Source organism: Jeongeupia wiesaeckerbachi (assembly GCF_050916355.1).
In the GTDB taxonomy this organism is placed as follows: domain Bacteria; phylum Pseudomonadota; class Gammaproteobacteria; order Burkholderiales; family Chitinibacteraceae; genus Jeongeupia; species Jeongeupia wiesaeckerbachi.
Map to the genome: position 1 here is coordinate 2,288,893 of NZ_CP136946.1, position 16,599 is coordinate 2,305,491.

A 16,599-nucleotide genomic window follows, 5' to 3' on the forward strand; every position below is an offset into this window, starting at 1 on the left:
CAGGACTGGCGCCGCGAAGGGGCACCGAAAGGCCAGGTGGGTGCGGCCTTGCCCGCTGGCTGAGTCAAAATATAAAAGTCATGATTCGATCTGCATATATGGGGGGAGGCCTGATGGTTGCGTTTGCAGACCAATCCGGGAGTGACGATATTGGCCCGTGGCTTGGGCCGGCGGGCGATGCCGCACGGGTTTACCGTTGGTCGCCCGGGCCGTCGCATGGGCATTCGGCGCCGCTGCCGGTCTGGCCCGGCGTCCTGCATGAAGGTCGAGTGAAGTAAGAGCGTGGACCAGCCGGACGTCGCCGGAGCGATTCAAACTCATTTAAACTCAGGGCTTGTCGAGCCCGCCGCATCCAGAGACGTTTCCCGCCATGTTTGTTGATTCCCACTGCCACATCAATTTCCCCGACCTCGCCGCGCGCCGTGACGAGCTGCTGGCCAATATGGCCGAAAATCGCGTCAGCCATGCGCTGTGCGTGTCGGTGAATCTGCCCGAGTGGCCGAGCGTGATCGCGATGGCCGAATCGGCGCCGAATCTGTTCGCCTCGGTCGGTGTGCACCCGGATTACGAGGATGTCGAGGAGCCGACGGTGGAAGGGCTGATCGACTTGTCCCGCCACCCTAAGGTGATCGCCATCGGTGAAACCGGGCTCGATTACTACCGCTTGCAGGGTGATCTGGAATGGCAGCGCGAACGTTTTCGCGTGCACATCCGCGCGGCCAAGGCGACCGGGCTGCCGCTGATCATTCACACCCGCGCGGCCTCGAGCGACACCATCCGCATCCTTAAGGAAGAGGGCGCCGACGCCGTCGGCGGCGTGATGCACTGTTTCACCGAAAGCTGGCAGGTGGCGCAGGCGGCGATGGAGCTGGGGTTCTATATCTCGTTTTCCGGCATCGTCACCTTCAAGAAGGCCGAGGAGTTGAAGGAAGTCGCCAAGCTGGTGCCGCTTGATCGGATGCTGATCGAGACCGATTCGCCGTATCTGGCGCCGATGCCGTTCCGCGGCAAAACCAACCAGCCGGCCTGGGTGCGGCATGTGGCCGAGCACATTGCCGACCTGCGCGGCGTGCCGGTGGCCGAGGTGGCCGAGGCGACGACGGCGAACTTCTTCAAGCTGTTTGCCAGAGCGCAGGCCGCCGCATGAGCGCCGCGGTCGAGGTCACGCTGCTCGGCGTCGGCTCCAGCGGCGGCTCGCCGGCGCTGGGCTGCAGCTGTCCGACCTGCGTATCGGACGATCCGCGCAACCGCCGCACCCGTGCATCGGCGGTGATCCGCGCCGGTGGCCAGACCTTTTTGATCGATACCGGCCCTGATCTGCGTCAACAGGCGCTGCGCGAGAACCTGCTGCATCTCGACGCCGTGCTGTACACGCATCCGCATGCCGACCACCTGAACGGCATCGACGATCTGCGTGCCTGGTGCTGGTTGCAGAAAGCGGCGCTGCCGGTGTTCGGCAACCGCTTGATGCTGACGCACATCCGCGAACGCTTCCCATACACGCTGTTCGCGCCGAACCAGTACTGGGACAAGCCGGTGCTGCAGCTGCACGAAGTCGAGCACGAGCCGTTCGAGTTCAATGGCGTGACGGTAGTACCGATTCCGCTGCTGCACGGCAAATGGCCGATCCTCGGCTTCCGTATCGGCAACGTCGCCTATCTGACCGACGTGTCCGACATTCCCGATGCCAGCCTGCCGCTGCTCGAAGGGCTCGATGTGCTGCTGCTCGACTGTTTGCGCAATCAGCCGCATCCGACCCATCTGAGCGTCGATCAGGCGCTGGCCGCCGCCGCGCAGATCGGCGCGCGCCAGACCGTGCTGATCCACATGACGCACGAACTCGAATACCACGCCCTGTCGGCTCGACTGCCAACGACGGTTGTCGTTGGCTACGATGGCATGACACTTGTCAGCGAGAGGGCGGACCATGGCTAATGGCCGTTTCAACGTACTGGGCGAACCGTTGGTGCCATGCAGCGTCGCGCCGCTGACCGGCTTTCTGCGCGACGGCTGCTGCGCCGAACATAGCGACGATCCCGGCCAGCACACGGTGTGTACACGCTTGACCGGTGATTTCCTCGCTTTCTCACGCGAGCAGGGCAACGACCTGAGCACGCCGCGACCCGAGTACGGTTTCCCCGGCCTCAAGCCTGGCGATCACTGGTGCGTGTGTGCCGCGCGCTGGGTCGAGGCGCTGCTGGCCGGGCATGCGCCGCCGATCGTGCTGGCGGCGACCGACGAGTCGATACTCGATGCGGTTTCGCTGGAAACGCTGGTCGCGTACGCCGTCGACCGGCCCTGATTGCCTTTCTGCCCAAGGAAAAACGGCGCCCGATGGGCGCCGTTTTTCGTTTACTTCATGCCGAACAGGGTGACGTCGGCATTGCCGCGCCCCATGCCCCGGGTGTCGTACCAGAAGTCGACCCGACGCAGGCTGCGCTTGCCGGCGCCGCGAAGATCGATGATTCGGCTCTCGCCGCCCTGTGGGATGTTGTAGCGGACCTGGATCTCGTCGCGCCCACCGTTGTCATAGGTGACGACCATGCGTTGCATGTTCAGCGGCGCATCCTTCACGCGGAATTTGAGCTTGCGGAAGTTGTCGTACGGCCCACGCACCTCGATGGTGTCGTGATCGCGCGAGTGATTGGCGTGGGTCGTGCCAAGGACACGCCAGGATCCGGGCGGGCCGCTATTGGGGGTGACGGTTTTGGCTTGTGCGCCGGTGGCCAGCAGGCCCAGCGTCAACAGAACGCACGCGGTGCGCTTCATGAACTTCAACATCGGTTTCTCCGTGGTGGGTGCTGTCTTTGTTAGTCCGCCTATTGCACCGTGCCTGCCCGATCGCAACAAGTGAAATAAGACCTTTACAGTTCCCTTTGGCAACTTATTCGGGCGCTGATGCAAACGGCAGCAACAGAGCCATCGTCACATAGCGGTTAAAAAAAGCGCCCCTTGGGGCGCTTGGTATTGATCGGTGGCTTACTTCGCCGTTGTCGTCAGCAGCGGCTTGATCGCCGTGCCGAGCTGCTGCGACAGCTTGGCAACCAGCCGGCCATGTGCGGCGACGAGGGCGTCGTAGCTGCCATCCTTGGTCGCTTCGCTGGTGTTGAAGCGACCGTTCTTCAGCGTCTTGCCGCTGCTATCGCTGACGCGCCACAGCGCGTCGAGCGTCGCGCTGCCGCCAAGCACCGAGTCGAAACGCTGGACATCGATGGTGACGCGATACGGCGCTTCGCTGCCGGCGACCTGCGCCGGCGTTGCGACCGGTGCGCCGATCTGTCGGCCCAGTTGCTCGGCGACGGCGGCGGCCAGATCGCTGCGCAACGGCTGGATCCAGCGGCGCTGGTCCAGAACGCGCAGTTCGCCCGACTGCTGCACGACCAGCTGCGGCCGGTCGACGGCTTCGGGGATGGTCACCGCGGCAATGGCGACCGGGACCGTGGCGCTGCCGCCGACGGCAGGCGCGTCGACCAGCGCCGAGCTGCCGAGGCTGTAGAAATATTCCTTGGGCGCGCTGGCGCAGCCGGTGACGATCAGTGCGGTGAGGCCGGCGGCGAGCAGCGTACGGGTAAAGCGGGTCATGGTTGGTCCTCCGGTTTGCCGCGCAGCAGCGATTCGGGATGGCGTTCGAGATAATCGGTCAGGCTGCGCAGCGATTCGGCGGCGCGGCTGACTTCCTTGAGCGTATTGCCCATGTTCTGTTGCAGCGGTGAACTCTCGGCGAGGGTTTGCTGCGCCGTGGCCAGTGTGGCTCTGGCCTGGGCCAGCGTTTTCGCCGCTTCTTCTGCGACGTCGCCGTCAAGACGATCGACCAGCTTGTTGGTCCGGGTGATCGTGCTGTCGAGATTCTGCAATGCCTTGCGCAGATCCTGGCTGATGCCGTCGAACGGAATGCTGTCGACCTTCTTGAGGATGCTGGCGGCGGTGTTCTGCAGCTCGCCGAAGCTGCCCGGCGTCGTCGGCAGGATCACCGGATCTTCGTTCCAGTTCATCTTGGCCTTGCTGGCACTCGGGAAGAAATCGAGCGCGACATACAGCTGGCCGGTCAGCAGGTTGCCGGTGCGCAGCTGGGCACGGAAGCCGTGTTCGACCATCGAGGTCATGATCCGGTGGTGGGTGCCGCCATTCGGGTCGATCGGGGGCGACGCGTTCGAGCTGCCCTTGCGGTAGCGCGCCTTGAGCCGGCTCGGGTAGATCAGCACTTCAACCGGGAAGCGCAGGCTCTTGGCCTTGGCGTCGTATTCGAGATTGATCGATTTGACCTCACCGACGACGATGCCGCGGAAATCGACCGGCGCGCCGACCGACAGGCCGCGCAGGCTTTCCTGGAAGTAGAGCAGGAAGGGCTCGGCGTCGGCTTCGGGCGTCTTCATCGCCAGAACGCGGTCGTTGAACAGCTTGTAGGCGGTGTTCTCCGGCGCTGGCGTCAGTTGCGGGCTGTCGTCCGGCTCCTGGAAGGCGATGCCGCCGGCGACGATGCTGGCGAGCGACTCGGTCCGGACGCGGAATCCGTTGGCGTCGAGGCTGACATCGAGGCCGCTTGCCTGCCAGAAGCGCGAGTTCGGCGTGACGTATTTGTCGTAGGGTGCGTTGACGAAGGCCTTCATCGTCACGCCCTTGCCATTGGGGTTGAGCTGGTAGCCGATGACCTGGCCGACCAGGATGCGCCGATAGTAGATCGGCGAACCGACGTCGAGCGAGCCGATTTCGGTGGTGTTGAGCACGAACTGCCGGCCCGGCAGCCCCGAGGTAATGATCGGCGGCACTTCCAGCGCGGTGAAGCTCTTTTGCCGTTCCGCGCTCTTGCCGACATCAACGCCGATATAGGCGCCCGACAGCAGCGTGTCCAGCCCCGAGACGCCGCCGACGCCGACGCGCGGCTTGACGATCCAGAAGCGGGTGTCCTTGACCAGCATGCTGTCGGTGTCTTTGGCCAGCTCGGCAGTCGCGATCACGCGCTGGCGATCCGGCGAGAGTTTGACGCTCTTCACCAGGCCGATGTCGACGTCCTTGTACTTGAGTTTGGTCTTGCCGGCCTCGATGCCTTCGGCGGTACGGAAGGTCAAGGTGATTTCCGGGCCGCGATCGAGCACCGCGCGGACCGCCAGCCAGCCGCCGATCAGCGCCGCGACGATGGGGATGATCCACACCAGTTGCAGCGAGCGCTTCTTTGGCGGGTCTTCGGTGGCCTGGGGCAGGGCTTGGACCGAATCGGCCTCAGTGTTCTGCGTCATGGGGTTCTCCAGTGTGTTCTTGTTCGTCGTCGAGCGGATCCCAGATCAGCCGCGGGTCGAAGCTCATTGCCGACAGCATCGTCAGTACGACGACGACGGCAAAGGCGACGGCGGCCGGGCCGGCGGCAATCGACGCGAGCGATTGCACCTGCACCAGTGCGGCAAGGATGGTGACGACGTAGATGTCGAGCATCGACCAGCGGCCGACGAATTCGACCAGCCGGTACAGCTTGAGCCGTTGCTGCGGTTGCCAGTGCGAGCGACGGTGGCAGGTGATCAGCAGCAGCAGGATCGCGATCATTTTCAGCAGCGGCACCATGATGCTGGCGAAGAACACCAGCGCGGCCAGCGGCCATTCACCGCTGACCCACAGATAGACGACGCCGCTGAGGATGGTGTCCGACTGCGTGCCGACGATCGAGCCGGTGATCATCATCGGCAGCGTGTTGGCCGGAATATAGAGAATGATCGCCGCGATCAGGTAGGCCCAGGTTCTGGCAATGCTGGCTGGCTTGCGGAAATGCAGCGTGGCACCGCAGCGCGGGCAGTGGCCGTGACCGGTTGGCAAGCGGCTCAGCAGACCGCAATCGTGGCAACTGGCCAGTTTCATCTGTCTTGCGGTCGTCATGGCAACTGCGCCAGTCGGCGCCAGACCAGATCGATGTGGATCGAGCTGAGCATGGCCGCCGTCAACGGAATCAGCAGCACCAGTGCCCACAGCGCGGCACCGGGGATCACCGCCGCATACGCCATCAGTTTGACGATGGACACCAGAATACCGAGCAGATAGACCTCGATCATGCCCCAGGGCTGCGACAGTCGCAGCAGCCGCAGCAGCACGGCGGCACCCGGCGGGCGGCGTCCCAGTTGCAGCATCCCCAGCAGATAGATCAACAGCAGGAAAGTCAGCGCCGGGACGATCAGCGTCGTCAGCGCGACCAGCGCGGCGACGAGCGGCACATGGGTGTGCCACAGGTGCTCGATAGCGCCGAGCATGCTGGTCGATTGCAGATTGCCCTGCATGTCGATGGCGACGATGGGAAAGGCGTTGGCGACGATGAACAGCATCAGCGCGGCCAGCGTCAGCGCCAGCGTGCGGTTCAGTGCATCGGGATGATAGCGGCAGACCTCGGCGCCGCAGCGGCAGCAGCGCACCACGCGGGCCTGCGGCGGATAGCGCAGCTGTTGCAGCTGATCGCATTCGTGGCAGGCGATCAGTTCGAGGGATACACCGGCGGATGCTGGGGCGCTGTCATGGGGCGCAGGCAACGGGCTTCTCCGGTTCACGTAAGCGGTCTGAGTAGAGGATGCCGAATGAATTGGCTTTTGGCGTCAGCATAACCGATGCGGCGCGATTGCGAGCCAGCAAAAAGCCCGGCTGACGCCGGGCTTGATTTGCGCTAGCAGCAGGCGGCGATCAGAACGCCGGCACCACGGCACCCTTGTACTTGTCGAGGATGAACTTCTTGGTCGCCGGGCTGGTCAGCGCAGCGGCGAGCTTCTTCAGCGCAGCGCTGTCCTTGTTATCCGGGCGGGCGACGAGGATGTTCACGTACGGCGACTGGCTGCCTTCGATCGCCAGCGCGTCCTTGGTCGGGTTCAGCTTGGCTTCGAGCGCGTAATTGGTGTTGATCAGGGCGATGTCGACCTGGTTCAGCACGCGCGGCAGCATGGCGGCTTCGAGTTCGCGAATCTTCAGCTTCTTCGGGTTCTGCACGATGTCACGCTGGGTCGCCGACAGGTTGGCCGAATCCTTCAGCTTGATCAGGCCGGCCTTTTCCAGCAGCAAGAGCGCACGACCGCCATTGGTGGCGTCGTTCGGGATCGCCACGGTGGCGCCTTCCTTCAGGTCGGCCAGCTTCTTGATCTTGCTCGAGTAGATGCCGAACGGCTCGATGTGCACGCCGACCACGGTCACGAGGTTGGTGCCCTTGCCCTTGTTGAACTCGTCCAGATACGGCTTGTGCTGGAAGAAGTTGGCATCGAGGCGCTTTTCGGCGACCTGGACGTTGGGCTGCACGTAGTCGGTGAAGACCTTGACGTCGAGATCGACGCCTTCCTTGGCCAGCGTCGGCTTCACGAATTCGAGGATTTCGGCGTGCGGGACAGCGGTGGCACCGACGACGAGCTTGTCGGCAGCCGTCGCGTTCAGGGCAACGGCAGCGGCGATCAGAGCGAGGATCTTTTTCATTGCTTTCTCTCCTTGTGGGACTTCTGATGAACTGGCCGCAATGGGTTGGGGCGGCCGGCGGGGTTTAACAGGTGCAACAGACCCCGGCCTTGCACGGCCGGCAAGCAGTGCGACGCGTCCCACGGCGATCTCCCCGGGTCACACCAAGGAGGATGGCTAGTGGGCGCAAGGCCGATATCCGAATTCGCTTCATCTCGTTTACTTGCGCGAAAAATGCGTGACGAGCCGGTCGCCGGCCATTTGCAGCGCCTGGACCAGAATCAGCAGCAGCAGCACGGTAACGACCATCACGTCGGTCTGAAAGCGCTGATAACCATTACGCACCGCCAGATCGCCCAGACCGCCGCCACCGACGAGGCCGGACATCGCCGAGTACGACACCAGCGTGATCGCGGTGACCGTCGCCGCGGCGAGGATGCCGGGCAATGCCTCCGGCAGCAGCGCGCCGAAAACGATCTGCCGCGTCGTCGCGCCCATCGCCTGGGTGGCTTCGATGATGCCGCGATCGACCTCGCGCAATGCGGTTTCGACCAGACGGGCAAAGAACGGCGTCGCGCCGACGACCAGCGGCGGTACCACGCCGGCCACGCCGAAGGAGGTGCCGGTGATCAGCGTCGTCAGCGGGATCATCACGATCAGCAGGATGACGAAGGGCACCGAGCGCAGCACGTTGACGACAAAGGACAGCAGGCCATAAATCGTCGGCTGCGCCAGCAACTGGCGTTTGCCGGTCAGGAACAGCAGCACGCCGAGCGGCAGGCCGAGGGCCAGCGTGAACAGCAGCGACCAGCCAAGCATCGAGAACGTGTCATGGCAGGCTTGCCACAGGTCGATCCAGTCGACATTGGGCAGCAGGGTAGAGAGCAGGGTTTCAAGCATCAGCGCAGCGCCTCGACGGTCAGTCCTTCGGATTCGAAGCGGGCCAGCGCCGCTTCGACGTCGCCACCGGTCAACGCCAGCGTCAACTGGCCGTACGGCGTGTCCTTGATCCGGTCGATCCGGCCGGCAAGGATGGAGAAATCGACGCCGCAATCACGCGCGACCTTGCCGAGCACCGGTTCGTACGTCGCCTCGCCACGGAAGGTCAGCCGGATGATGCGGCCTGGGACGTGGGCGAAATCGTCGTTCTGCTCGTTTTCGTCGACGTGCTCGGATTCCTGCACGAAGCGCTTGGTGGTGATGTGGCGCGGGTGCAGGAACACATCGGCGACCGGACCATGCTCGACGATCTTGCCGCCGTCGAGCACCGCAACGCGGTCGCAGATGGTGCGGATCACGTCCATTTCATGGGTGATCAGCACGATGGTCAGGCCCAGCTCGCGGTTGATCTCGGCCAAAAGGCGCAGCACCGATTGCGTCGTCTGCGGATCGAGTGCGCTGGTGGCCTCGTCGCACAGCAGGATTTTCGGTTCGGTTGCCAGTGCGCGGGCGATGCCGACGCGCTGCTTCTGGCCACCGGAGAGCTGGCTCGGGTATTTGTTGGCGTGGTCAAGCAGGCCGACGCGGGTCAGCAGTTCGGTGACGCGGGCATCGGTTTCGGCGCGGCTCTTGATGCCGGCGAGCTTGAGCGGGAAGGCAACGTTATCAAAGACGGTCTTGCTGGACAGCAGGTTGAAGTGCTGGAAGATCATGCCGATGCGGCGGCGAAGTGCGCGCAAGGCATCGTCATCGAAACGGGTGATGTCGTCGCTGTCGATCAGCAACTCGCCGCCGGTGGGGCGCTCGAGCAGGTTGATCAAGCGGACCAGCGTCGATTTGCCGGCGCCGGAATGGCCGATCATGCCGAAGATTTCGCCGGGGTTGATCGTCAGGTCGATGCCCGACAGCGCCGGGATGTCTCGTCCGCCAACGCGGTAGGACTTGTGGATGTTCTTGAATTGGATCGTGGTGGTCACGGGGCAACCTTGTGGGCGCGCGGGCTTGTTACAGAATGGCTGGGCGGGTAGCCGCAAGGGCGCCATTCTAGCCAAGCGCTATATAACGGCAAAAGCTTTATAGAGATAAACAAATCGTACAAGGGAATTATGCACCGTGACTGTAATCCAGTCTCGGCGGCTGGCCGGCGATCGGGCTGCCGACGGCCGCTGCGGCGGGCGGTTCCGGTGATGCTGCCGGCTTGGCGCAGCAAGGGGCGACGGCCGTTACGGGCGCGCGCGGCGCCGGATCGCCCAAGCCTGCCGCCGTGCCGGTCGAGGCCGGTAATCCGGCACGCTCGCGGCAAGTGCTTTATCGCGTTAAAATAATAGGTTACCTGTCACCTGAAATCTGGAACCGGCAATGGATCAAGCCCTGGACAAAATCCTCATCCTCGACTTCGGCTCGCAAGTCAGCCAGCTGATCGCACGGCGCGTGCGTGAAGCCCATGTCTACTGCGAACTGCACCCGTTCGATATGTCGATCGACGACATTCGCGCGTTCAACCCGAAGGGGATCATCCTGTCCGGCGGCCCGAACTCGGTCTACGAGAGCGATTACCAGGCCGATCCAAAACTGTTCGAACTTGGCGTGCCGGTCTTCGGCATCTGTTACGGCATGCAGTGGATGGCGCAGTCGCTGGGCGGCCAGGTCGACGCCGGCCATGTGCGCGAGTTCGGTTTTGCCGAAATCCGTGCCCGCAATCACAGCAAGCTGTTCAGCGGCATCGAAGACCGCGTTGGCGAAAACGGCGAGGGTTTCCTTGAAGTGTGGATGAGCCACGGCGACAAGGTCACCGCGCTGCCGCAAGGCTTCAAGGTCATCGCCGAAACGCCGTCGTGCCCGATCGCGGCGATGGCGCATGAAGACAAGGGCTTCTACGGCGTGCAGTTCCACCCCGAGGTGACGCACACGCTGAAGGGCCGCGAGATGCTCAACCGCTTCGTGCTCGACATCGCCGGCTGCCAGCCGAGCTGGACGATGCCGAACTACGTCGAGCAGGCCGTCGAGCGCATCCGCGAACAGGTCGGCAGCGATGAGGTCATCCTCGGCCTGTCGGGCGGTGTCGATTCGTCGGTGGCCGCCGCGCTGATCCACCGCGCCATCGGTGATCAACTGACGTGCGTGTTCGTCGACAACGGTCTGCTGCGCCTGAACGAAGGCGAGCAGGTGATGAATATCTTCAACAAGCATCTCGGTGTGAAGGTCATCCACGTCAACGCCGCGGCGCAGTTCATGGGCCATCTGGCCGGCGTGTCCGACCCGGAAGCCAAGCGCAAGATCATTGGCCGCGAATTCGTCGAAGTGTTCCAGGCTGAATCGGCCAAGCTGCCGTCGGCCAAGTGGCTGGCGCAGGGCACGATCTACCCGGACGTGATCGAATCGGCCGGCGCCAAGACCGGCAAGGCCCACGCGATCAAGAGCCACCACAATGTCGGCGGCCTGCCCGATACGCTGAAGCTGCAACTGCTCGAGCCGCTGCGCGACCTGTTCAAGGACGAAGTGCGCGAACTCGGCGTCGCCCTCGGCCTGCCGCACGAAATGGTCTACCGCCACCCGTTCCCGGGCCCGGGCCTCGGCGTGCGCGTGCTTGGCGAAGTGAAGCAAGAGTTCTGCGACCTGCTGCGCCGCGCCGATGCGATCTTCATCGACGAACTGCGCGCCTTCGACTGGTACGACAAGACCAGTCAGGCGTTCGCGGTGTTCCTGCCGGTCAAGTCGGTCGGCGTGATGGGCGACGGCCGTACTTATGAATACGTGGTGGCGCTGCGCGCGGTGCAGACCAGCGACTTCATGACCGCCAAGTGGGCCGAACTGCCGTACGAGCTGCTCGGCAAGGTCTCGAACCGCATCATCAACGAAGTCCGCGGCATCAACCGCGTCGTTTACGATGTGTCCGGCAAGCCGCCGGCAACGATCGAGTGGGAATGATCGTTTAGCGAACGCCGCTATCGACCGTTTTCAGCGATAAAAAGCCCTTCCTGGCATAGCGCCGGAAGGGCTTTTTTGCAGCCTGCAAACCGTGTGATTGGCGTGTTTCCGCCGAATTGCATCAGGTGCTCGGTCGCAGAAACGCCATGAGCGCATCCAGAAACGCTTCGGGAAGTTCGACATTCGACAGGTGGACGGCAGGCAGGATGATGAGTCTGGCGTCAGGAATCGTGGCCGCGATCTGTTCGCTGTGGCTGAGCTGCGTGACCATATCGTATCGACCGGCGATGACGAGGGTCGGTCGCGCGATAAGGCTGATGGTGCGACGCAAATCCATGTCGCGCACGACGGCAAAACTGCCGGCGAGCCCTTGCGGCGAAGTCGCCAGTACCATGTCGCGGAACCGTTGGACTTCGGCTTGCTCCTGCTCGCGCATGGCGGCTGGGAACCAGTTGGTCATGAACATATCGGCCATGCTCACCATGTCCTTGGCGTGGGTGAGGCCGCGAATCAGTTCGTCATAGGGGCCCGCCGGGCCGAGATAGGGCGATGTGTTGCACAGAATCAGCCGGTCTATCCGGCTGGCCGCGTGGATGCCCAGCCATTGTCCGACGATGCCGCCCAGGGACAGGCCGCAGAAGTGAATCTGCCCGATACCCAGTGCGTCCAGCAGTTCGACGACATCGCGGCCAAGGCGGTCCAGCGAATAGGCCCCGACCGGCGCATCGGATTGTCCGTGCCCACGCATGTCGTAACGCAGTACACGGAAGTGCTTGGTCAGGGCGGAGATTTGCCCGTCCCACATCGCCAGTGTCGTGGCGATGGAGTTCGCCAGCATCAGTACCGGCTTGTCTGCTGGTCCGTCGAGGCGATAAGCAATTTTGCAGCCGTCACCGGTGGTGAAGAAGGATTGATTGTCCACGTTGGCCCATCCTTTCAAAGTTGTCGTTTGAGTTGTGTGCGCACGCGTGGCCAACAAGGCGTTGGGCATGGCTGCGTACACGGTGAAACGAAGCTTAGTTGCGGGGGGCTTTAGAAAATATTACAAAGATCTGAGTATCTTTGTAGGTAAAACAGACATGGGCGAATTCACGCTTCACGAACTTCAATGCTTCGATGCAGTGGTCAGAACGGGGGGTTTCCAGTCGGCCGCGGCGGTCTTGCACCGTTCCCACCCGGCCGTGTTCGCCGCCGTAGCCAAGCTGGAGCGGCAGCTCGGCCTGAGCCTGCTCGACCGTAGCGGCTATCGTGTGCAAGCGACGGAAGCGGGGCGGTCATTTCTGCATCGCGCACAGATCTTGTTGCGGGAAACGGAAAGCCTTCAAGCCCATGCCGGCCAACTGGCGATGGGCGAGGAAAGCGTGTTGCGTGTGGTGATCGGTGATGTGTGTCCACGGCCACCGATGCTGGCACTGCTGAGCAGCTTCTTCGCGCGTTGTCCGGTAACGCGTCTGGATCTGCATTTCGAGGCCGTTGACGGCCCGCAGGAACGCCTCTTCGACAATGAGGCGGATCTCATCCTGCATCACGCGGACAAAAGCGATCCGCGCCTCGAATGGATCAAGCTGGGCGACATTTCGTTCATCCCGGTGGTGGCGGCCGGTTTTCTGCCGTTTCCGGTCACGCCCGCCATTACACCGGACCAGATGCGCGATTTTACCCAGTGCGTGATCCGCGATACCGCCCGGCATTCGGTGTCCCGCTGCTCTTTCATCATCGAGGGGGCGCACCAATGCACGGTTGCCGATCAGTTGATGAAAAAGGAAATCATCCTGCACGGGATGGGATGGGGGCACCTGCCGCATTTCGTGATCGACAAGGAGTTGGCCGACGGCCGGCTGCAGTCGATTGCGGGGCACTACTTGCCCGGGAGCGTGGTCGAGTTGGTCGCCGCACGTCGCCGCGACCGACCGCACGGCCCGGTGGCGGGGCGGCTGTGGGAGGCCATCCGCAGTCACGCGAACCAGTTGCAAGAGAGCGTGGTACCTGTTGTGGACACCGCTCACTCGTGATGACCGCTTCTGGCGCTGGTGATCAGCGCGCAGATGTGAACAGCGCTGCTGCGCGATCGAGCAGCGGGCTTCGTGGCAATGCGGCGTTGGCGGGCACCGGGGGCTGACGTGTCAAATGCCACCCGTTTGCAAACTTTGATCGCTGAACAATTCGGTCGTGTGACCGCATCGTTCAATGTATCGACCCGCAAGCGAAAACCCGTCCGGGATCGATGGCTCAGACCAGCAAGCGCCCGGATTCATCGAATACCCAGGCATCCTCGTAGCACACCTCGAACAGATGGCCGTCCAGGTCGCGGAAATAGCCGGCGATGCCCCACGCGGTCTCGGTTGCCGGTTTGACCAGCGTACCGCCATGCCGCACGGCCAATGCCAGCGCCTCGGCCACTTCACCCGGCTGGCGGGCCAGATACACGAGCGCACTGTGCGCGGCCTGAGACGGCTGCGACGCGATCTGCCCAGCATCGGCAGCCAGATCGCTGCGTGAAATCAGGCCAAGGACCACGCCGCCCAGATCGATCTTGATGAAGCCTGCGTGCGAGCTCGGCGCAGCCTGCCAGCCAAGCGCCGCATAAAAGGCCGCGCTGCGCGCGATGTCATCGACCCCAAGCAAAATCAGATTCAAGCGTGGCTGCATAGCCTCTCCATGACCGGAATTAAGAACGAACGTTCTATATTGCCATGGCAGCCACCGTCTGTCACACCGGCTCGTTGGCTGATCTTTCCTAATGTGCGATTGAGCAACGAGCGATGCATGAGCAATCAGCGGCGGTGATCATGCCCGCCCACCCGAATCTGCACCTTGGTTGGCAAGGGGGGACTGGCCGTCTGGTGCCGTGCTTCTGGCTATGGAGCGGGCGTGATCGGTACTTCGGAAAAAGCCGGCTTAGCCGGCTTTTCTCGTGTTCAGATTTTCGGACCGGTGTACGGGTCGGGTTTGTTCAATTCGTTGAGCAGTGTTTTGCTGCAAACGTCGTACGGTTGCGGTGCCGCTGCCCCGCTGGTACCGATCACGTCGATCTTCAGATAGCAGCGCTTGTTCTCGATGTGCAGAAATGCCTCGTAGTCCTTGCCGGGCTGCGGTGTGAACGCAGCAGGCGGCGGGAAGCAATAACCGTTGGGTGAACCGAAGTGCATCACCACCGTCATGGGAACGCCGGCAGGGATGAGCTTCTCGGTGATCGTTTCGCCATATCCCAGATTCTTCGAGTGCTCGCTATCCGGCATGCCGATGCTTTTGATCTGGTGATCGCCAAGCATCGACTTGAAGCTTTCGAAGTGGCTTCCGGAACCGTTGACAACATCGGCTTTGGTCGCCGTGTTGCAGTCTTTACCAGGGTAGAGACGGATTGAACCGCCATTGTTGCCATACAAGCGCATGCGCGCATTGGTCTCGGGGTTGTACTTGTCCCGTTCGGCGGTATCGAGAGTCGGGGCCGAACTGCAGGCCTGCAGCAGCAGGCCCGCCGCAAGCAGCGCGATATGGGTACGCATTGTTTTTGTCCCTGTGGCATGAATGAGCTGGGGCAAAATATTAGCAAGTATCAATGTTTGATTCTAGAAAGCGTCACGAAATGTCCTTGCTTACTACAGTGACGCGATGTTGATCAGTACATTGGCGGTATTCGGCAACGCCGCAAGCAGCATGGCGTCCGGCGCATAGGTTTGGCTGGCCGCATAAGCGCCTTCGATCAGCAGCGCCAGGCCGTGCGCTCTGGTGCTTTCGGGCTGATGGGGCCGTTCGCGGCGGCGGCGATGCTGGCCCCGATAAGGTTCTAGCTCGTCTGCAGCCAGATCCGCAGCGGCCCCACCGGCCGGAAGCCATGGCGGATCGCGGTATGGAGGTCGGCGCCGGATTCGTAGCCGACGACAGCCTGGCCCGGCCACAGCGTCGCGATCAAGGCGAGACTGCCACGCCAGGCAAGGTCGGCCGGGATACCGTCAGTGGCGAATACGTTGGAGAGTCCGACGACATCACCGGTACGGTTGGCCGCGGCGCCAGCGACGATGTGCCCGCTGGCGTCCAGAGCGGCGAGGAAAGCGATCTCCTCGGTCAGCAGGGCCGGGCGGAACAGACCGGTGCTCTCCGCGCCACCCCAGGCCGTTTCCCAGTCTGCCAGTCCGATGGCCGAGGTGATCCGGCGCCATTCGAGCGGGGTCGCTGACGCGGCGGCAGCGGGCGTACCCGTGGATGTATTCGCCGGGCGGTGGATCCATTGCGCATCGAAGAGGATCTCGAAGCCAGCCGGGGCCAGGTCGAGTCGGGAGAAGCTGTCCTTGACCGAACTGCCCGGATTGCCGGTGTCGATGCGAGCCAGAACCGACGCTTCAGACGCCGTCGGGGCCAGCGTGACCGCGTCGGGGTAATAGGGCGGGGTGCGCCGGGGGCTGGCCCAGACATCGTCGCCGAGCACGCTGTCCAGCCCGTGCGCGCGGCAAACGGCATCGCACCACTGCGCGTTGTTGCGGGTGGCCTGCAGGACGATGCCATCGGCGTCGTCCTTGATCATGCTGGTGCTGGGCATTGCGCTCTTTCCCGTCGCGTAGAAGGTCTGGGTCGGATGTTAGCAATGATGAAAACGAGGGTTGCAGAAAGTGTCACGGAGAGACCTGCTTACGACAGTAGCGCCGTGTTGATCAGGCTATCGGCGGTCATTGGCAATGCGGCAAGCAGTCCGGTATCCGCTGCGTAGGTCTGGCTGGCCGCGTAGGCACCTTCGATCAGCAGCGCCAAGCCTTTCGCCAGCGCGGCCGGATCGCGGGCGCCGGCTTGGCTTGCGAGCGTGGTGAGCCGTTGCAGCAGCTGTTGCTTGTTGTCGGCGACGAAGATTCGGGCGAAATGGTCGCGCTCCGGATACTCGACCGCGATGTTGACGAAGGGGCAGCCGCGATAGGCCGGGTTGCCGGCGCGCTCGGCCAGATCGGTGAAGAACTGCCGCAGCGCGGCGGCGGCGTCATGAGGATGCCGCTCGAGACTGGCATCGACATAGCCCCAGAAACGGTCGTCGCGGCGTTGCAGGTAGCGCCGCAGCAGCTCGTCCTTGGAGCTGAACTGCCGGTACAGGCTCATCTTGTTGACGCCGGCCTCCCTGACCACGGCGTCGACGCCCACGTTGCGCGAGCCTTCGCGATAGAACAGCGTCTCGGCGGCATCGAGGATGCGGGCCGACGCGGTGTCGGCGTCGACGATGGTGCGGGGCGGCTTGGCGGTGGTGTTCATGGCAACGGACTGGATGAACGGACGAGGGTGTCGCTTGACATGTTACCGCTCGGTACATAGCATCGGCAAGGTGATGTTACCGGTTGGTAACATCGT

18 protein-coding genes are annotated in these 16,599 nt (G+C 63.1%); 5 read left to right on the forward strand and 13 right to left on the reverse strand.

Annotated features, from left to right (window positions below; translation table 11 throughout):
• Nucleotides 1-370 precede the first annotated feature (370 nt).
• From R0382_RS11155 to R0382_RS11165, 3 genes are read left to right on the forward strand one after another with little or no spacing between them, the layout of a single operon-like run.
• Complete coding sequence (locus tag R0382_RS11155) at nucleotides 371-1,147, forward strand: TatD family hydrolase (RefSeq protein ID WP_432719664.1); 777 nt, start codon at nucleotides 371-373, stop codon at nucleotides 1,145-1,147.
• The gene (locus tag R0382_RS11160; RefSeq protein ID WP_432719665.1) at nucleotides 1,144-1,935 is read left to right on the forward strand and encodes an MBL fold metallo-hydrolase; all 792 of its coding nucleotides are present in this window, start codon (nucleotides 1,144-1,146) and stop codon (nucleotides 1,933-1,935) included. Before R0382_RS11155 ends, R0382_RS11160 begins: the two co-directional genes overlap by 4 nt.
• The gene (locus tag R0382_RS11165) at nucleotides 1,928-2,302 is read left to right on the forward strand and encodes a DUF2237 family protein (protein ID WP_432719666.1); all 375 of its coding nucleotides are present in this window, start codon (nucleotides 1,928-1,930) and stop codon (nucleotides 2,300-2,302) included. The genes R0382_RS11160 and R0382_RS11165 overlap by 8 nt, the downstream gene beginning before the upstream one ends.
• Nucleotides 2,303-2,352: 50 nt before the next feature.
• Here R0382_RS11165 and R0382_RS11170 read toward each other — a convergent pair whose 3' ends face one another.
• From R0382_RS11170 to R0382_RS11205, 8 genes are all read right to left on the reverse strand, one after another.
• On the reverse strand, nucleotides 2,353-2,781 hold the full coding sequence (locus tag R0382_RS11170) for a hypothetical protein (protein WP_432719667.1): 429 nt from the start codon (nucleotides 2,779-2,781) through the stop codon (nucleotides 2,353-2,355).
• A 198-nt stretch (nucleotides 2,782-2,979) separates the two neighbouring features.
• Nucleotides 2,980-3,582 (reverse strand): PqiC family protein, encoded by a 603-nt coding sequence (locus R0382_RS11175; protein ID WP_432719669.1) that lies wholly within the window; start codon nucleotides 3,580-3,582, stop codon nucleotides 2,980-2,982.
• Entirely contained in the window at nucleotides 3,579-5,234 is a 1,656-nt protein-coding gene (locus R0382_RS11180) for an intermembrane transport protein PqiB (RefSeq protein ID WP_432719670.1), read from the reverse strand. Before R0382_RS11180 ends, R0382_RS11175 begins: the two co-directional genes overlap by 4 nt.
• On the reverse strand, nucleotides 5,218-5,862 hold the full coding sequence (locus R0382_RS11185; RefSeq protein WP_432719671.1) for a paraquat-inducible protein A: 645 nt from the start codon (nucleotides 5,860-5,862) through the stop codon (nucleotides 5,218-5,220). Before R0382_RS11185 ends, R0382_RS11180 begins: the two co-directional genes overlap by 17 nt.
• Nucleotides 5,859-6,503, reverse strand: a complete 645-nt coding sequence (locus R0382_RS11190; RefSeq protein ID WP_432719672.1) for a paraquat-inducible protein A — start codon at nucleotides 6,501-6,503, stop codon at nucleotides 5,859-5,861. Before R0382_RS11190 ends, R0382_RS11185 begins: the two co-directional genes overlap by 4 nt.
• 148 nt (nucleotides 6,504-6,651) lie before the next feature.
• Nucleotides 6,652-7,425: a MetQ/NlpA family ABC transporter substrate-binding protein gene (locus R0382_RS11195; RefSeq protein WP_432719673.1), complete on the reverse strand. Its 774-nt coding sequence runs from the start codon at nucleotides 7,423-7,425 to the stop codon at nucleotides 6,652-6,654.
• Nucleotides 7,426-7,623: 198 nt separating this feature from the next.
• Nucleotides 7,624-8,304, reverse strand: a complete 681-nt coding sequence (locus R0382_RS11200; protein WP_432719674.1) for a methionine ABC transporter permease — start codon at nucleotides 8,302-8,304, stop codon at nucleotides 7,624-7,626.
• On the reverse strand, nucleotides 8,304-9,320 hold the full coding sequence (locus tag R0382_RS11205) for a methionine ABC transporter ATP-binding protein (RefSeq protein WP_432719675.1): 1,017 nt from the start codon (nucleotides 9,318-9,320) through the stop codon (nucleotides 8,304-8,306). Before R0382_RS11205 ends, R0382_RS11200 begins: the two co-directional genes overlap by 1 nt.
• 382 nt (nucleotides 9,321-9,702) lie before the next feature.
• Here R0382_RS11205 and guaA point away from each other — a divergent pair, with 382 nt between their 5' ends.
• Nucleotides 9,703-11,271, forward strand: coding sequence for a glutamine-hydrolyzing GMP synthase (guaA, locus tag R0382_RS11210; RefSeq protein ID WP_432719676.1), 1,569 nt, complete (start codon nucleotides 9,703-9,705; stop codon nucleotides 11,269-11,271).
• A 121-nt stretch (nucleotides 11,272-11,392) separates the two neighbouring features.
• On the opposite strand, the gene R0382_RS11215 is transcribed toward guaA, so the two are convergent.
• Entirely contained in the window at nucleotides 11,393-12,193 is an 801-nt protein-coding gene (locus tag R0382_RS11215; RefSeq protein WP_432719677.1) for an alpha/beta fold hydrolase, read from the reverse strand.
• 67 nt (nucleotides 12,194-12,260) lie between these two features.
• Between R0382_RS11215 and R0382_RS11220 the strand changes: the two genes are divergently transcribed.
• Nucleotides 12,261-13,283 carry a LysR family transcriptional regulator gene (locus R0382_RS11220; protein WP_432719678.1) on the forward strand — a complete coding sequence of 341 codons (1,023 nt, stop codon included), beginning with the start codon at nucleotides 12,261-12,263 and terminating at the stop codon, nucleotides 13,281-13,283.
• A gap of 217 nt (nucleotides 13,284-13,500) precedes the next feature.
• Here R0382_RS11220 and R0382_RS11225 read toward each other — a convergent pair whose 3' ends face one another.
• From R0382_RS11225 to R0382_RS11240, 4 genes are all read right to left on the reverse strand, one after another.
• Nucleotides 13,501-13,920, reverse strand: a complete 420-nt coding sequence (locus R0382_RS11225) for a VOC family protein (RefSeq protein WP_432719679.1) — start codon at nucleotides 13,918-13,920, stop codon at nucleotides 13,501-13,503.
• Nucleotides 13,921-14,189: 269 nt separating this feature from the next.
• Nucleotides 14,190-14,777: a hypothetical protein gene (locus R0382_RS11230; protein WP_432719680.1), complete on the reverse strand. Its 588-nt coding sequence runs from the start codon at nucleotides 14,775-14,777 to the stop codon at nucleotides 14,190-14,192.
• 281 nt (nucleotides 14,778-15,058) lie between these two features.
• On the reverse strand, nucleotides 15,059-15,808 hold the full coding sequence (locus tag R0382_RS11235) for a hypothetical protein (protein WP_432719681.1): 750 nt from the start codon (nucleotides 15,806-15,808) through the stop codon (nucleotides 15,059-15,061).
• A gap of 89 nt (nucleotides 15,809-15,897) precedes the next feature.
• On the reverse strand, nucleotides 15,898-16,503 hold the full coding sequence (locus tag R0382_RS11240; RefSeq protein WP_432719682.1) for a TetR/AcrR family transcriptional regulator: 606 nt from the start codon (nucleotides 16,501-16,503) through the stop codon (nucleotides 15,898-15,900).
• Between the last annotated feature and the right edge of the window lie 96 nt (nucleotides 16,504-16,599).

Coding starts and splice junctions, on each gene's coding strand:
- R0382_RS11155 (WP_432719664.1), top strand. CDS start 371: ATGTTTGTTGATTCCCACTGCCACATCAATTTCCCCGACCTCGCCGCG.
- R0382_RS11160 (WP_432719665.1), top strand. CDS start 1,144: ATGAGCGCCGCGGTCGAGGTCACGCTGCTCGGCGTCGGCTCCAGCGGC.
- R0382_RS11165 (WP_432719666.1), top strand. CDS start 1,928: ATGGCTAATGGCCGTTTCAACGTACTGGGCGAACCGTTGGTGCCATGC.
- R0382_RS11170 (WP_432719667.1), bottom strand. CDS start 2,781: ATGTTGAAGTTCATGAAGCGCACCGCGTGCGTTCTGTTGACGCTGGGC.
- R0382_RS11175 (WP_432719669.1), bottom strand. CDS start 3,582: ATGACCCGCTTTACCCGTACGCTGCTCGCCGCCGGCCTCACCGCACTG.
- R0382_RS11180 (WP_432719670.1), bottom strand. CDS start 5,234: ATGACGCAGAACACTGAGGCCGATTCGGTCCAAGCCCTGCCCCAGGCC.
- R0382_RS11185 (WP_432719671.1), bottom strand. CDS start 5,862: ATGACGACCGCAAGACAGATGAAACTGGCCAGTTGCCACGATTGCGGT.
- R0382_RS11195 (WP_432719673.1), bottom strand. CDS start 7,425: ATGAAAAAGATCCTCGCTCTGATCGCCGCTGCCGTTGCCCTGAACGCG.
- R0382_RS11200 (WP_432719674.1), bottom strand. CDS start 8,304: ATGCTTGAAACCCTGCTCTCTACCCTGCTGCCCAATGTCGACTGGATC.
- guaA (WP_432719676.1), top strand. CDS start 9,703: ATGGATCAAGCCCTGGACAAAATCCTCATCCTCGACTTCGGCTCGCAA.
- R0382_RS11220 (WP_432719678.1), top strand. CDS start 12,261: ATGGCTGCGTACACGGTGAAACGAAGCTTAGTTGCGGGGGGCTTTAGA.
- R0382_RS11225 (WP_432719679.1), bottom strand. CDS start 13,920: ATGCAGCCACGCTTGAATCTGATTTTGCTTGGGGTCGATGACATCGCG.
- R0382_RS11230 (WP_432719680.1), bottom strand. CDS start 14,777: ATGCGTACCCATATCGCGCTGCTTGCGGCGGGCCTGCTGCTGCAGGCC.
- R0382_RS11235 (WP_432719681.1), bottom strand. CDS start 15,808: ATGCCCAGCACCAGCATGATCAAGGACGACGCCGATGGCATCGTCCTG.
- R0382_RS11240 (WP_432719682.1), bottom strand. CDS start 16,503: ATGAACACCACCGCCAAGCCGCCCCGCACCATCGTCGACGCCGACACC.